14 protein-coding genes and 2 pseudogenes are annotated in these 14,269 nt (G+C 58.7%); 10 read left to right on the top strand and 6 right to left on the bottom strand.

Going from position 1 to position 14,269, the window contains the following annotated elements:
- Positions 1-113: 113 nt before the first annotated feature.
- The 5 genes and pseudogenes from KGA83_RS00435 to KGA83_RS00455 form a co-directional block, all read right to left on the bottom strand.
- Positions 114-818: a DUF4405 domain-containing protein gene (locus tag KGA83_RS00435; RefSeq protein ID WP_223527563.1), complete on the bottom strand. Its 705-nt coding sequence runs from the start codon at positions 816-818 to the stop codon at positions 114-116.
- 38 nt (positions 819-856) lie between these two features.
- Complete coding sequence (locus KGA83_RS00440) at positions 857-1,354, bottom strand: hypothetical protein (RefSeq protein WP_223527565.1); 498 nt, start codon at positions 1,352-1,354, stop codon at positions 857-859.
- A 588-nt stretch (positions 1,355-1,942) separates the two neighbouring features.
- Positions 1,943-2,479 (bottom strand): annotated as a pseudogene (locus KGA83_RS00445) (cyclophilin-like fold protein).
- A 23-nt stretch (positions 2,480-2,502) separates the two neighbouring features.
- Positions 2,503-3,699 (bottom strand): MFS transporter, encoded by a 1,197-nt coding sequence (locus tag KGA83_RS00450; protein ID WP_223527660.1) that lies wholly within the window; start codon positions 3,697-3,699, stop codon positions 2,503-2,505.
- 131 nt (positions 3,700-3,830) lie between these two features.
- A complete protein-coding gene (locus KGA83_RS00455; RefSeq protein WP_223527567.1) occupies positions 3,831-4,880 on the bottom strand; it encodes an NAD(P)-dependent alcohol dehydrogenase in 1,050 nt (349 codons plus the stop codon).
- Between the two features lie 160 nt (positions 4,881-5,040).
- Between KGA83_RS00455 and KGA83_RS00460 the strand changes: the two genes are divergently transcribed.
- Positions 5,041-5,973 carry an AraC family transcriptional regulator gene (locus KGA83_RS00460; protein WP_223527569.1) on the top strand — a complete coding sequence of 311 codons (933 nt, stop codon included), beginning with the start codon at positions 5,041-5,043 and terminating at the stop codon, positions 5,971-5,973.
- A gap of 88 nt (positions 5,974-6,061) precedes the next feature.
- Positions 6,062-6,217: pseudogene (locus KGA83_RS00465) on the top strand (2Fe-2S iron-sulfur cluster-binding protein); the annotation flags it as partial.
- 4 nt (positions 6,218-6,221) lie between these two features.
- On the opposite strand, the gene KGA83_RS00470 reads toward KGA83_RS00465, so the two are convergent.
- Complete coding sequence (locus KGA83_RS00470; RefSeq protein WP_223527571.1) at positions 6,222-7,232, bottom strand: beta-ketoacyl-ACP synthase; 1,011 nt, start codon at positions 7,230-7,232, stop codon at positions 6,222-6,224.
- A 373-nt stretch (positions 7,233-7,605) separates the two neighbouring features.
- Here KGA83_RS00470 and KGA83_RS00475 point away from each other — a divergent pair, with 373 nt between their 5' ends.
- The 8 genes from KGA83_RS00475 (at position 7,606) to KGA83_RS00510 (ending at position 14,266) form a co-directional block, all read left to right on the top strand.
- A complete protein-coding gene (locus KGA83_RS00475; RefSeq protein WP_223527572.1) occupies positions 7,606-8,343 on the top strand; it encodes a hypothetical protein in 738 nt (245 codons plus the stop codon).
- Between the two features lie 146 nt (positions 8,344-8,489).
- Positions 8,490-8,660, top strand: a complete 171-nt coding sequence (locus KGA83_RS00480) for an AlpA family transcriptional regulator (RefSeq protein WP_191628326.1) — start codon at positions 8,490-8,492, stop codon at positions 8,658-8,660.
- Positions 8,661-8,664: 4 nt separating this feature from the next.
- Complete coding sequence (locus KGA83_RS00485; RefSeq protein WP_223527574.1) at positions 8,665-9,543, top strand: ParA family protein; 879 nt, start codon at positions 8,665-8,667, stop codon at positions 9,541-9,543.
- Positions 9,544-9,557: 14 nt separating this feature from the next.
- Entirely contained in the window at positions 9,558-11,096 is a 1,539-nt protein-coding gene (locus KGA83_RS00490; protein ID WP_223527576.1) for a ParB family protein, read from the top strand.
- A gap of 16 nt (positions 11,097-11,112) precedes the next feature.
- Positions 11,113-11,664, top strand: a complete 552-nt coding sequence (locus tag KGA83_RS00495) for a DUF2857 domain-containing protein (protein ID WP_069557631.1) — start codon at positions 11,113-11,115, stop codon at positions 11,662-11,664.
- Positions 11,658-12,863, top strand: coding sequence for an STY4528 family pathogenicity island replication protein (locus KGA83_RS00500; protein WP_223527577.1), 1,206 nt, complete (start codon positions 11,658-11,660; stop codon positions 12,861-12,863). Before KGA83_RS00495 ends, KGA83_RS00500 begins: the two co-directional genes overlap by 7 nt.
- Before the next feature lie 150 nt (positions 12,864-13,013).
- Complete coding sequence (locus KGA83_RS00505) at positions 13,014-13,769, top strand: PFL_4669 family integrating conjugative element protein (protein ID WP_223527579.1); 756 nt, start codon at positions 13,014-13,016, stop codon at positions 13,767-13,769.
- Positions 13,766-14,266 carry a DUF3158 family protein gene (locus KGA83_RS00510; protein ID WP_223527581.1) on the top strand — a complete coding sequence of 167 codons (501 nt, stop codon included), beginning with the start codon at positions 13,766-13,768 and terminating at the stop codon, positions 14,264-14,266. The genes KGA83_RS00505 and KGA83_RS00510 overlap by 4 nt, the downstream gene beginning before the upstream one ends.
- Positions 14,267-14,269: the final 3 nt, after the last annotated feature.

The raw sequence follows: 14,269 nt of genomic DNA on the forward strand, positions 1-14,269 counted from the left end.
TTTGGTCCGATGGGCTGCGGGGCACGCCTGGGCGCTAACCTGACTTGGACTAACCGCTACAGAACTGTGAAAAACCAGGATGCTCGCTTGTTGGTTGCCGTGGTTACTACTCCCTAAAGCTGGTGAGTTTGACGATCCAGGGGTGACCCGTTGCGCACTGGGAAAGTCGCTTTACTCGTTAACGCTGGGCGCCGAGCGACCAGTCGCGCAACCACCATCACATAATGAGCAATGATCGCCGCAAGGCAGAGGACCGCAACCCAGTGGGCAAAAAACGAAATAACCGCGACCGTAAAATCCCAGAAGTCCAAGCTGTAATTGAACGTTAACTTTGTCCAGGCCCCCAGCACCGAGAAGCTCCACACCCCGTACTCCGCCATCAATACCGCAGCAATCCGAAGTCCCATTGTTCTGATCATGCTTTGGTAAGGAACCTTCAAGACCAAACCCACCATTGCCATGACTCGCGTCCAGTGCACTCCCACATGAACGCCCACCAGGATCACCACCCAATAACCCACGAACCAATGGATGTCGCGGAGGTAAAAGCTTTCCTGGAGGGCAAAAATACTAAAAACCGATTTTGAAATCAGAAGACTCGTCAACAGCAAAGCAACGACAGCAACGATCATGAATAGATGTAATGCGAGCGTGATGGCGCCACTCAAGTCGCAGGGGAATCTAAACAACGCTTTAAGCCCGTTCCGGTTCCGGGCTATGTGCCAGCCGATCAAAGAGAACAGGACCGTTCCAAAGATTTCGTGCGCAAGATTATCGAGCCACCAGTAGGCAAGCGAAAACAACAGCAGCGTAGCCATCACGACCGCAAGCACGAGGCGTTTGATGAGGCCCCTTTTCAAGGTGAAGTACTCGACTGCAGTTTTTCGTGGACAGTAGATACTTTGAAACTCAGTGCGTCGTCCAAGGTGAACATGTAACTCTGTTCCCTACGCGACCGCTGATGGCAGGCATAGCATTGGCCAACTTTCTCATCGACCTTGACCGTTTGATCTGGCCAGAACCATTGGTACGCCCAGTCGTCGATACCGTCACCCATTTTTTGCGCGACCAGATACCGCTCGAGGACATCACTCTGGTAATCCACCAAAACGACATGTGACCCGGTAGGAACAGATTGGCCCGCCTGAAGGGCATCAAGCGCAGCCTGGCTAGTGAGCATGTGCTCTCTGGTCACACCACGTCGTACAGTCGTGTAATGCTCAAGTTGATCAAGTGGTGGAAACGTCACGGCATTCGGTTCGGCCAGGGCCGACATCGGGCCTGCTCCGTCCGGGGAAAACCCGAAGGTTAGAAGCAGCGTGCCGAACCCCAACTGCCAAACCGCTCTTTTCATCCGTCAGATCTCTTTGCTTACTTCGTCTGTCGACGTCACGAGCCGCCTTACTTTCAAAGCTGACGTCGCCAAAATTGATTACCAGCAAGAAGGTATCAGCTGACAGCAAAACTGAAATACGTCGCAGCGATTGAAGCCATGAATGAGACTTATCAATCTCACCGGCGGCGCGCCCGGCCATCAATCCAGCTCATGGCTATATGCGGTCACGCAGCTAGCTCTTCGTCATCCCTGTCGTAAAATCACGCCACGGTTGCGCAGTCCCCTGCCTTATCGTCAAGAGGTTCCACGCCCATCCGGATAGAGGCCATAAGGCTTTTTTGAATGACCTGAAAGCTCCCATAGGCGCGCAGATACACGGCACGCCCCGGCCGATAGCCATGGCCGCACCAGATCAGAATGGGGATTACAGCTCATGCCCTCTGGAATTAGGAAGTTTTACCCCATAGCAGATGCTCGATCCGTGGAATGGGCGAACCAAGCGAAGCGTTCCACTGCCAGCGAGCCGGCGACGTTTGGTAGTGCATATGGCGATTGGACTGACCGCTTCTGAATCCCAATAAATAAGCCGAAACGCCAATACCCAAATTACTCGCTCACCTCTAAACGGACACTGAACTCCCCTTCCATCGCTGCAAGCTGCTCGATCCCTGAAATAAAACGGCCCAAATGAACCAGATCTCGGGAGCTCTGAAAGCTTCGGTAATACACCACCAAATTGCCCCATGGCGCATAGAGCGCACAATCTCCCACGGATGGCTTTAATCCGAACGGAGCCGCATCGGTTGAGACCTTACGAGGCGGATAAGCGATCTTCTCGACATTGTTTTAGTCACTGAACTTCAACGTGAGCGGCAGCATGGACACAAGATCGCAGGTGGCCGGGTTGTCATTCAGCTCCACCACCGCGTCATGGCCTTCAAATTCGAGTCTGACCTTGGTCAGCGAGGTTGATCGGTTTGGCATGATAGGCACCTCTTTGCTCGTACCTTTCTGATCAGGGCTTTCGTGCAACGATGAGCGCTCGGCCATGGCAGCAGGGCTTATCGATGCAAAGATTAAAATCGTAGAGAGGCTCAGCCACACAGTGGATCGAGCGTTATTTTTCTCATGTCCATACCTCATGCGCTGAGCGTTTTCTGATCTCGTCAGGCTGTCGCGTTCGACTCGAGGAGATGAACTTCAGTGGCACTGCGACCAGCTAGCCAAGCGAGCCCAGACGCCGCGACCAATACGATTGCGCTCAGCTCGAATGTGGCTTTATAACCGCTCAGATCAAATGCCAGGCCGCCGATGACTGCCCCTCCTGCGATAGCCAGTTGGACAATGGCCACGAGCAAGCCTCCTCCGGCTTCTGCATCATCGGGAAGCGTTTGAGCCAGCCATGTCCACCATCCAACGGGCGCAGCAGTAGCGACCAGCCCCCATAGTCCGAGCAGCACTGCAGTCAGCAAAGGCGATGCGCCGAACTCCACTAGAGCCAGCGCTATGACAGCCATTATCAGAGGTATAACCGTCAGCGTGCGGTAGAGCCAATTGCCAATGAATCTTTCGATCAGAAAGGTCCCGATGAAACCTGCAAGTCCCAGACCCAGCAACATGAAAGACAATGTTGAAACGCTGACGCCGGTGACGACCTCAAGAAATGGACGCAGGTAAGTGAACAGCATGAACTGCCCCATAAAAAATACGCTGACGGCTACCATCCCCAATGCTACTGGCAACTGCTTCATCAGCCGCAGGGCGTTGCCGCTACCTACGTGGCGATCGGCCTTGAAGGACGGAAGGCTTATCAGCAGCCACACGGCAGCCAGCACTGCGACAGGAACAACACAGAAAAATGCACCGCGCCAGCCTATCAACGAGCCAAGGAAGCTGCCCGCCGGGGCTGCGATTACCGTAGCGAGAGCGTTACCACCATTGACAATGGCCAGCGCTCGGGAAACTTGATCAGGCGGCACCAGACGCATTGCGGTCGCCGCCGACAATGACCAGAAACCGCCGATAGCGATGCCAATCAAGGCACGCCCAAGCATGAATGAGGGGTAGCCCGGCGCGAGCGCGACGACCGTACCTGACACGATCATCAGCAAGGTCAGACACAGCAGCAGCTTCTTGCGTTCTACGCGAGCAGCGATCGCTGCAATGACCAGGCTTGTGACCAGTGCGAATGCACCGGACACGGAAATACTCTGGCCTGCCTGGCCTTCGGTGATGTGCAGCTCTGCCGCAATGGGGGTTAGCAGGCTGACGGGCATAAATTCTGAAGCGACCAAGGCGAATGCGGCCAACGACATGGCCAGCACGGCGCTCCAGCCGCGTTTTTCTGTAGAGCGAGAAGTCATTGGATCTACCTGTGGTGCGAAAAGCGTGTTGGTGTTGCGTGCTGTCAAATGAAGCATGAGTCGATCGCTTCGGTTTACACGAACCGCCGAAGTCGATACACGTCCGGGCGATTGCCCGGACGTGCCGTTGTTCACTCCGCCAGTGTCGCGTTGTCGATCACGAAACGGTATTTGACGTCACCCTGGAGCATCCGCTCGTAAGCCTCATTGATTTGCTCTGCACGTATCAGCTCGATGTCCGAAACGATGCCGTGTTCCGCGCAGAAATCGAGCATCTCCTGGGTTTGCGGGATGCCACCGATCATCGATCCAGCCAGGGTGCGACGTTTCATGATCAGGTTGAACACGTTGGGCGATGGATGCGGCGAGGCCGGCGCTCCCACCAGTGTCATCGCGCCGTCCCGCTTGAGCAGTACCAGCAAGGCGTCCAGGTCGTGAGGGGCGGCGACTGTGTTGATGATCAGGTCGAAGCTTTTCAGGTGCGCGGCCATTTGCTGCGCATCGCTTGAGACCACCACTTCATCGGCGCCAAGGCTTTTGGCAGCCTCACGTTTCGATTCGGACGTGGTGAAAGCCACCACATGCGCGCCCAGCGCATGGGCCAGTTTGATGCCCATGTGACCCAGGCCACCGATGCCCACCACGCCTACTTTCTTCCCGGGGCCCGCGTTCCAGTGACGCAGCGGCGACCAGGTGGTGATGCCCGCGCACAGCAGCGGCGCAACGGCAGCCAGCTGTGCCTCGGGGTGGCGAATACGCAGTGCGTAGCGCTGATGCACAACGATCGCTTGCGAGTAGCCACCGAGTGTCCAGCCGGGTGCGTCCGGAGTCGGAAAGTTGTAGGTGCCGATCATGCCGTCGCAGTAGTTCTCAAGGCCTTCATCACATTCTTCGCAATGCTTGCAGCTGTCGACGATGCAGCCCACTCCGACCAGATCACCCGGTGCAAACCCGGTGACCTTCAGACCTACGGCTGCGACACGGCCGACGATTTCGTGACCGGGTACACACGGAAATTTCGTACCCTCCCATTCGGCGCGCACCTGGTGCAGGTCCGAGTGGCAGATACCGCAATAGGCAATCTCGATCTGCACATCTTCCGGGCCGGGATCGCGACGAGTGATGCGCAGGGGTTCAAGCGGTTTGTCGCCCGCATGGGCGCCATAAGCGAAGACTTGCATTGAGGCTCTCCTGTAACAGTTCGACACATTCTCCCGGTCGATCCGCCTCTGCCCTAGTGCATTCCGCTTGAATGCTTGCCTAATCCTATGGAGATGCAAGGTGGTGGATAGGAAACGCCTGTTCAGCGGATTAGAGTTCGGTCAATAGGAGCGACCCGACATGATCAATACCACCCTGCGCCATGAGTCACCTTTGGCGTTGAACATTGACCCGCGCGTGAGCGTACAGGGTGACTTCGCCACATCCATACCCGGCCTGTCGCTGTTTCGTCGCGACCAGCCGGCGCCCCCCGCCGCATGCATGATTGAACCGAGCCTGATTCTGGTGGGCCGGGGGGAAAAGCGGTTGTGGGTCGGTGGTGAGGGTTACAGCTACGACCATTCGCGGTTTCTGGTCACGTCTCTGGATCTGCCAGCCAACTCCGAAGTGATTCTTGCTAGTTCTGAACAGCCCTGTGTCGGCCTCGTACTGAAACTGGATGTCAGCATGCTCGCCGAGGTAATCACCAAGAGTGGCTTGCCTGCGAAGCGGCATCAATCTACGGGTACGGGCGCTGGTATTGGCAATATGTCGTCCGCCCTGGAAGGCGCGCTCGATCGCCTGCTGGCATTACTCGATGAACCCGAGGCGATCCCGGTGCTGGCGCCGCTGATTCTGCGGGAAATTCACTATCGGCTGCTCAATACAGATCAAGGGGCACGGCTGCGGCAGATCACTGCTGTCGATGGCCAGGGTTATCGCATCGCGAAAGCCATCGACTGGCTCAAGGTCAACTACACGGCTGCGCTGCGCATCGACGAGCTGGCGGCGCGGGTGCAGATGAGCACACCTACCTTCCACCATCATTTTCGCCAGCTCACCGGCATGAGCCCGCTGCAGTACCAGAAGTGGCTGCGTTTGAACGAGGCCCGTCGGTTGATGTTGATGGGGCGTCTGGACGTCTCGCGGGCGGCATTCGCCGTCGGGTATGAAAGTCCCTCGCAGTTCAGCCGCGAATATGGCCGCCTGTTCGGTTCCGCGCCCAGTCGTGACATTGCGCTGCTGCGTGGACAGCCATTCGAGGCGGAAGCGCTCGGCAACGCGGCAAGTTGAGCGAAAGACAAGCTTTACCGGTGATGCGCCTCGCTGCGTGTCACAGCTTATAACGATGCACGTCAACCGATGATCAAGCGGGTGAGCCATGGAACTACGAATCAACCAGACGACCTATCAGGTCGATGCCGACGCCGATACGCCCTTGCTGTGGGTGATCTGCGATGATCTGGGCATGACCGGTACCAAGTACGGCTGCGGACTGGCGCAGTGCGGCGCCTGCTCCGTGCTGGTGGAAGGCAATGCGGCTACTGCCAGCCGGCCGCACCCAGAAGATGCCCAGTGGCAGACTTGGTCGAGCTGATCGCCACGCCAGAGCCACTCCCGAACACCGAGTGAATGGCGGCCAATTCGCCTTTGTCTCCGACTTGCGTGGAGGTTGCATGTGCATTGATATGCTGCACATCGGCAGGACTGACAGCAGCCTGCCGATGTGCCTGCTCCATGGCGCGCCGTGCGCCACTACCGTCTTCCGGGCCTGCCGTAAGATGGTAGGCATCGGCGCTGGTACCATATCCGACCAACTCCGCCAGGGGCTTGGCGCCACGCGCAAGGGCATGCTCCAGTGACTCGATGACTAATAACCCCGCACCTTCGGACATAACGAAGCCGTCGCGATCCCTATCAAAAGGACGCGACGCCTGCTGCGGGTGCTCGGCAAAACCAGTGGATAGCGCATGTGCCGCCGCAATACACCCCAGGGTCACACGGTCTATCGCAGCTTCGGTACCGCCGCATATGGCGATATCCGCTTCACCACTTCTGATGATTCTGGCCGCATCGCCGATGGCCTGTACTCCGGCAGCACAGGCCGTTACCGGGGCGCCGAGCGGCCCTTTAAAGCCGTGCCGAATGGAAACGTGCCCCGCCGCCATGTTGGCGAGAAAAGACGGCGCAGTGAATGGCGACAATCTGCGAGGGCCACGCACGTCGGTGGTCCGCACAGCGTCGGCAATCGCACCAAACCCACCCACGCCAGATGAAATAATCGTCGCGGTCCTTTCCTGGTCTGCGCCATTAGTCGGGTGCCAGCCTGCCTGCTCAAGCGCCTCGTGCGCAGCCACAAGTGCAAACTCAATGAAGCGATCCATCTTCTTGCGGTCCTTGGCCGAAATGATGCGCTCCGGGTCATACCCCGCGATGGCATCCTCCTCCAATGACGACACCTGACCGCCCACTGCAACACCGGCCCCCTCTGTAACATCGCCCGGTAAATTGCGGATGCCAGAACGCCCAGCCAACAAATCTTGGTTTCTCACACATGTTAAATCGCTGACTTCACCAGCCGAACAACCACGTTGTACAGCTGTAGTAACGTAGGCCGTAGCGCAGTACGAAATCGTCGCTACGCAGTCATTTTGACTCATCCGCGTCGCAATGCGATCGAGGCGTTCAAGCCGGAGTTTGCAATACCCCTAAGGCAACTGCTTGTTCAATGTTTGTCGCTGTCCTCCTGCCTTACGCCAAAAACTGTCGCTACCGCGTCTATTGTGGAGCGAACTATCCCCATGTAGAGCTGTCACCAGAATTGGATCCAAAATTGATTTTAGGAATCTGGTTCGCTCGACAGAGGCCTAGAGCTATAGCCCCCGCCAGCGAATTTAGGACAAATTCAGCAGGAGGCTGTTTACCATGTTCTCGATCAGAAACTCCTACCACCCTATCGATGCCGCGATCCTCTGGTGCGACCTCGCCGACCACCAAGGCGAAATTTTGCAGGTAGATCTCTCTCACCCCGGTAGTCTGCTCAAGCATTTCCCGCAATGGCCCTTTCTCCACGCCTACGCCGAATGTATCTACGACGCTATCTTCTGTGGCGAGTTGTCCGCGACCTACCTTGGACGCCCAATCACTTCTAACGACAAGGCTGAACGTGTCTATTGGTCCATTCGCCATTCTGATCTCCGGGTTTGGTTTGCACGCAATTACCCAGAAGAAAAGCCAGCATTCCTATTTTCCCAGAATATCGACCATTCCGAATGCGTAAGCCTGACTGCGTATCTGGCCCTGCAAGCGGAGCGAGACACCGGCGCCCGCGAAATTGAAAAACTACGCCAAGCGCACTCGGCAATCGCCGACGAGGCGGCGGCTCTCGCCCTCGACCACCAGGGGCTGTCCGCGCAGCTTGGCGCATTTGAGGTTCCCTCCGAAGCGTCCGCATTCGTGCACTACACGATCATTGGCGCCCTACTGGCGGTCATGCTGGGCAAATCCAGAAGCGGCCAACCGCGGTCGATTTTCAAGAACCAGGCTGCAGTTGTCGAAGCCATTACCGAGCAGCTCCCTGGTCTTCCTGGTCTGAGCAAACGCACCCTTGATCGGAAATTTGCCGAAGCTCGCCGTCATTTGGCCCAAGCCCTACAGGTCTAAGAGCGAATTGCCAGGCAATGGGTGCCATTGCCTGGCAATGATTTCTCTCCTCTGCCGGCCTTCACTGAGTGTCACATCCCACCACGCGCCATCCGGCGCTAAGGAGTGACACCGTGCAACCTATCAACCCTGCCGATCGCCACATCATGCGTCGTGATGAGGTCGAACAAAAAACCGGATTCAAACGCTCACACATCTACAACCTGATGAAAGCCGGACTGTTCCCGCAATGCCGCCGCATCGGCACGCGTGCCGTCGGTTGGGACTCACTAGAGATTGAGCAGTGGGTTCAGGATCGCTTGTCGACAGGAGTCTAGCGGCATGAAAGTTCTTTCGTTGATCTCGACCAAGGGTGGCGCCGGCAAGACCACCGTCGCCGCCAATATTGGTGGATTGCTCGCCGACTCAGGCTTGCGGGTGTTGCTGCTGGACCTGGACAGCCAACCGACGCTGTCCAGCTACTTCGCCTTGTGCAAGCTCCGAGAGGCCGGCAGTTACGAACTTATCTCGCAACGGCTCACTGCTCCCGAGCAGGTGATCACTACCACCGTCATTCAACACCTTGAATTGATCGTGTCCAACGACCGCGCCGGGCATATTAACGCCCTGCTGATGCAAGCGGACGATGGCCGCCTTCGACTGCGCAACCTGCTGCCAGCCTTCCAGGATCGCTACGATGTGCTCATCGTCGATACCCAAGGCGCGCGCAGCGTCGTGGTGGAGATGGCCATCCTCGCCTCCGATTGTGCACTTTGCCCAGTCCCGCCGGAAATGCTTGCAGCGCGCGAGCTGAGGCGCGGCACGCTTGGGCTGTTTGAGGAATTGGAGCCGTACCGCTACCTGGGGGTAGCATTGCCGTCGGTGAAGCTGTTGATGAACCAGGTCAACGCCAATCGCCGCGATACCCGCTTGATCATGGAGAGCCTGAAAGCATCCTTCGAGACCGATCCTCATGTCAGCGTCTGCGCCACGGTGATTCCCGATCGAGTGGCCTATCTCAATGCGGCCTCACTGGGGCTGCCCGTGCACCGCGTCGACTTCGCCCCACCATCCGGTAGCAATAGCCCTTGCGCAGCTGACGTAATGCGCGCTTTGGCGGTCGAGTTGTTTCCAGAGTGGACCGACCAGCTGAGCTCATCGCCGAGGAGCGGGCCTAGCCTAACGTCAACAGCTGACAGCCGACTTATCCGTCGCGGCTGATCCGAGGACCTGTGATGAAGCCGCCGACCTCCGAAGAAATCACGCGTCAACTGCAGCAAGTCCATTTCCCGCAGAAGCCGGGCCGTGAGGTCACGGCCGGCCCTGTCGGCGACATGCCGATGGTCGTCAGCCTCGAGCAACTGCATCCCTACGAGCTCAATCCGCGTGTCATCCGCAACCCGCTGTATGACGAGCTCAAAGCCTCGATACGCGAACGCGGCCTGGACCAGCCGCCTTCCATAACGCGTCGCCCGAATGAGCAGCATTTCATCATCCGCAACGGCGGCAACACCCGCTTGAGCATCCTCGGTGAGCTCTGGCAGGAAACCCGCGAGGAGCGTTTCTTTCGTATCCATTGCCTGTTCCGTCCCTGGCAATCCGAATCGCATGCCTTGCTCGGGCACTTGGCCGAGAGCGATTTGCATGGCCAGCTCACGTTCATTGAGCGAGCATTGGCTGTGGCGAAGCTCGAGGAAATGTTTCAGAAGCCTGGTGCCCCCCTGAGCCAGCGTGAGCTCTCCGCGCGCTTGAACCAAGGTGGATACCCTGTCTCGCAATCTCATATCAGCCGAATGTTCGATGCGCTCGAGCATCTGCTACCTGCAATTCCACAGGTCCTCTATGCAGGTCTCGGCAAGCCCGCCATCGAGCGGCTCATCACACTGCGGCGCCGAGCGGAGTCGACCTGGAACCAGTATTTTGGTGATGCTCAACAATTCGCTCTGCTGTGGCTAGAGGTGCTGTCGACATTCGAAGGTGAAAAGTCCGAACTGGATTCGAGTGCGCTGCAGGACGAGCTGATCGCCAAAATGGCAGTGATCCTGAACCAGACACCCCGCCTGCTGGCCCTGGAAATGCATCAGGAACAGCGTGTGCCGCCTCACGCATCAAACAACGCTCACCCTCTGCCTCAAAGCGTGGAAGACGATCCTCCACACCCGTCACCAGAAAACGTGCACGCCTCCGAAACATCAATCGAGTCGTCTAGTCCCGAGCAACGGCGAAGTGGCGGCGACCCTTCGTCGGCGAAAGAACCCCGCCTTTCCCATATTCGACAGGCGCTGAGTGACGAGCTGCCGGCTGTGAAGCAGCCCGGCGGTATTCATGACGTTCGGTCACCGGTGAGCTCAGCTACACCACACACCACCGTGCTGGATGGCATCCGGGGCTTGCGCGAGACCTGCGCTGCACTGGCGACCGATCTAGCCAAATATGCCGACGCCAGTGCATTGGTCAGGCCGCAAGCTGACGGCCTGGGCTTTACCCTGTCACTGGAGCACCGCGAGCGGCTCAGCCCGCGATACACCGGCATTCAGCTTCTGCTCTCAGCCCTGCTGCGTTTGCAAGATGACGTGGCCTGGGAACAACGTCAGCAGTTGCCGGCCGCGTTGTTTGGTCAGCTGCTGATCGGGGCCTACGACCTGCCATTTGCCGAACGCCCCTCTCTGACAGTTGGCCTCGAGCGGCTCCCCGATGCCCAGCTGGAGCAACTATTTGCGTTGATCCGCCACGCCCGGCGGCTGATCGATATGACGCTGTCGCCCACTCGTTAACGTGAGGAACTGCCTCATGACCACGACTTTTAACCTATTGAACCATGCCATGTTGAACCAGGTGTTGTATGAGCTGCGCCATGGACGCCTGCAGCGGTGCAAGGCCTTGGGGCTGGCCGATGAAGACATCGAGGTACTGCAGTCGCTGCCACCAACCACCTTGTCCCATCTGGCGCACTCGTCCATCGCCTGGGTGGAGGTCAAAGTCGACACGACCGTGCTGCGACGCCTCATCGCCCAGGCCGAACGGGATGAACAAAACGAGCGGCTGATCAACCGGGCTCTCAAATTGGGCGCGAGTTCCAGCATCATGTACCGCTGCTTTGGCCTGGACCATTCGGAAACCGCGCTGCGTCGTCGCGTGCTTAAAATCGAGACCCACCGCGGTCGGCCGGTTCAGCTCAGCGAAGCGCAAGAGCATGCCGTGTGGAACCGCTGGAGCCAACTGCGGGGAGACGATCCGGACAACGATCCACTGGACGCGATGATGATGCTGGCGGAGGAACAACACATCAGCCTGACCCTGATCTGGCAGCAGATTGAACTGTACGGAGGTGCGCCATGCTGAACTTCTACCAGGTCGACTGGCAGGATGTGGTGCGCCAGTGCTACGACGCGCTCCGGCGTCGTTTGGAGTGGCAGGCGGCACAGACCCAAATGGCTGCCTCCGCTGCAGAGGCACCGCTACGGACCATCTACTATGGCGACAATGATCCATTGCCCCAAGCGTTGCTGCTTGATCGCCGGCTGACGCCGCTGGAGCGCAACACTTGGCAGGTGTTGCGCTGGCTGATCACCGAACGCCAAGTAAAGACGCCCCGCTACCAGGATCTGCAGCCCTACCTGGCCACCAGCCCCTGCGGCATGCAGGCATCGCGCGAGACCATCGCCCGAGCGCTCAACGTACTCCGCACTACCCGCTGGCTCAGTCTGGTTGATCGATCCCGCGATGCGCAAGGCTGCCTGCGCGGTTGCGTCTATGTGCTGCACGGCGACCCGTTGACTCCCGCCGAACAGCTTGAGCTCGACGGCGGCTACGCGGCGCTGCTCCAGCAGAACCTCACCCACGCCACGAAAGGCGTGCGTGAGGTGGCGCAGCATGTGATTGAGGAAATTTACGCAGACCCACAAGTGGCGGCGGTCGATAAGGAGAAACTCGCCTCACCTGCTATGCCAGCTCAGCAGCAATCGCTACCCCTAACCAGCGAAGGTGCGGAAAATTCCGAACCTGGAAAAAGCCACCAGGTTCAAACTGCAGGCGCATCGCCAGCGGATTCCGAACCCTGCAGCAACGCGCCGATTTCGACTGTGATTCGGAATGCCGACGCCGGCCGTACAGTACAAAAAGAGAAAAGCAAAACAAGTACGGTACTGGCGCAGGTGGAGTTCGGCCAAGCCCGATGGCCAGAAGACCTACCACTAAGCCCAACCGAGCGACGCATGGCCATCCAGGCGATGCGCCAGCTCGAACCTGAACAGCAACAAGCAGTGATCAACGAAGCGTCGGTGCGGTGCGCCCGCGGCGAGATCCGCAAACCGGTTGCCTACCTGATGGGCTTGATCAAGCGCGCATGCCAAGGGGAATTTACCTTGTGGGCGGCCCGTGCCGAGACGACTCCGCCAGTGACCACGTCCCACCGCGATCCGAAGGCAGAACCGCCCTGCGAGCGTCCACGGCGCAGCGGCGAACGCACGGCCTCTCCACTCGCCTTGGCGTGCCTGGAGGAACTGAAGCAACGCTGTCGCGGCATAGGCGCAGCGCCTTAAGATTGGACGCCAGCGGAATCAATGCCGGTGCCATCAAATCCAGGGAAATCCACTGCCTGTAAATGCGAGCGGACCACCTTCGCGTTGATCCGCGCCGCGCCTCACTGAACAGCCCATTGTCTGCGTCATTCCAACGGCGAGGTACTGGCGATGGTCGATCACTATCAGCTCAACCTGGGCTCTCTGCGCAGCAGCATCACCCTCACTCTGCACACCCATCATGCCGCGCGGTTGTGGCAAGGCCGCATGGCCCGCGAAGGTGTGCACCCCATCATGGGCATGGCCGGCTACATCAGCGTCACCAACCTGCTCAAGCACGCAAGCAGCCAGGACGACCCATTTGCCGACTGGTTCATGCTCCAGCTGGAAGACAAGCTGCTGCAGGCCAAGGCCGAAATGCTCACATTGACCAGCCAGATCAGCCAGGTGGAACGCGACCTGCCCACCCAAGTCGATGTCGGCGACAACCTCAACATCCATCCCGTCACCCTGCCGCTGTTCATCGGCAGCCAGCTCGGCTTTCTCGCGGTCTACCTGCTGACCGACTACGACACCTTGGTGCGCCGCGTGCTGCTCGCCCATCACACCGCCTTGATCGGCCGCAGCGACATGGAAGTCTGGATCGATCGTGGCGCCCATCTGCTGCGCAGCCTGTTCGGTTTGGCGCAGCGTTACCGCCTGGCCGGGGTCAGCCGGGATGACATGGCCGCCAACAACGCCCGCGCCCGCGAGGCCATCGACAAGTTCGGCACGCCACCGCGAAACATTCTCGAGGGCAGCCGCCGCTCCCAATTTGCCCCACCCATCGCACGCGGTTCCACGGCCTCGATTTGCGATGAGCCAGATCAGGCAGAGACAGAGGCTCAGCCCGCGCAGGACATTCCATCCGAAGGGGGTGAAGCATGACCTTGGCCGAAGCGATCGTCCGGCGTTTGTCAGCGGATGCCTATCGCGAGTTCGAACAAGGTGCCTCCCTAAAAGGCCTTTTAAAGCCTTTTAAGGGTAAGGGGGAACTGCAGCAATTCGCCGAGACGATCCTGCGCCTGCGCACCCGGGTCGCCGGATTGATGGCGGTGATGCTGACCATCATGGCGCAGCCTCCCTTCTCGCTCCTGGACCTGCGATTGGTCGTCCAGCACAGCGCCTCCGGAACCGATTTCCTGCGCTGGCGCAGCCCGGACTTCCAGCGCATGGGGGTACAGGTGTGGCAGCAGGCGATGGCACTTCCGCATCTGGCGCCTTCGCTGCGGGAGGCGCTGTACCAGTTGGAGGTCAACCGCGTCACCCTGAACCTGCAGATGAGTAGCCTGCAGTCGCTGTATCGCCAGGCCGAAACCGGCGTCAGTAAGCTGCACGCCGCCGAGACCATCTTCGATCTATCCCGTTCCCCCACCGAGGAGTAGCAA

The sequence above is a fragment of the Pseudomonas sp. GL-R-19 genome, from assembly GCF_019956375.1.
Classification (GTDB): Bacteria; Pseudomonadota; Gammaproteobacteria; order Pseudomonadales; family Pseudomonadaceae; genus Aquipseudomonas.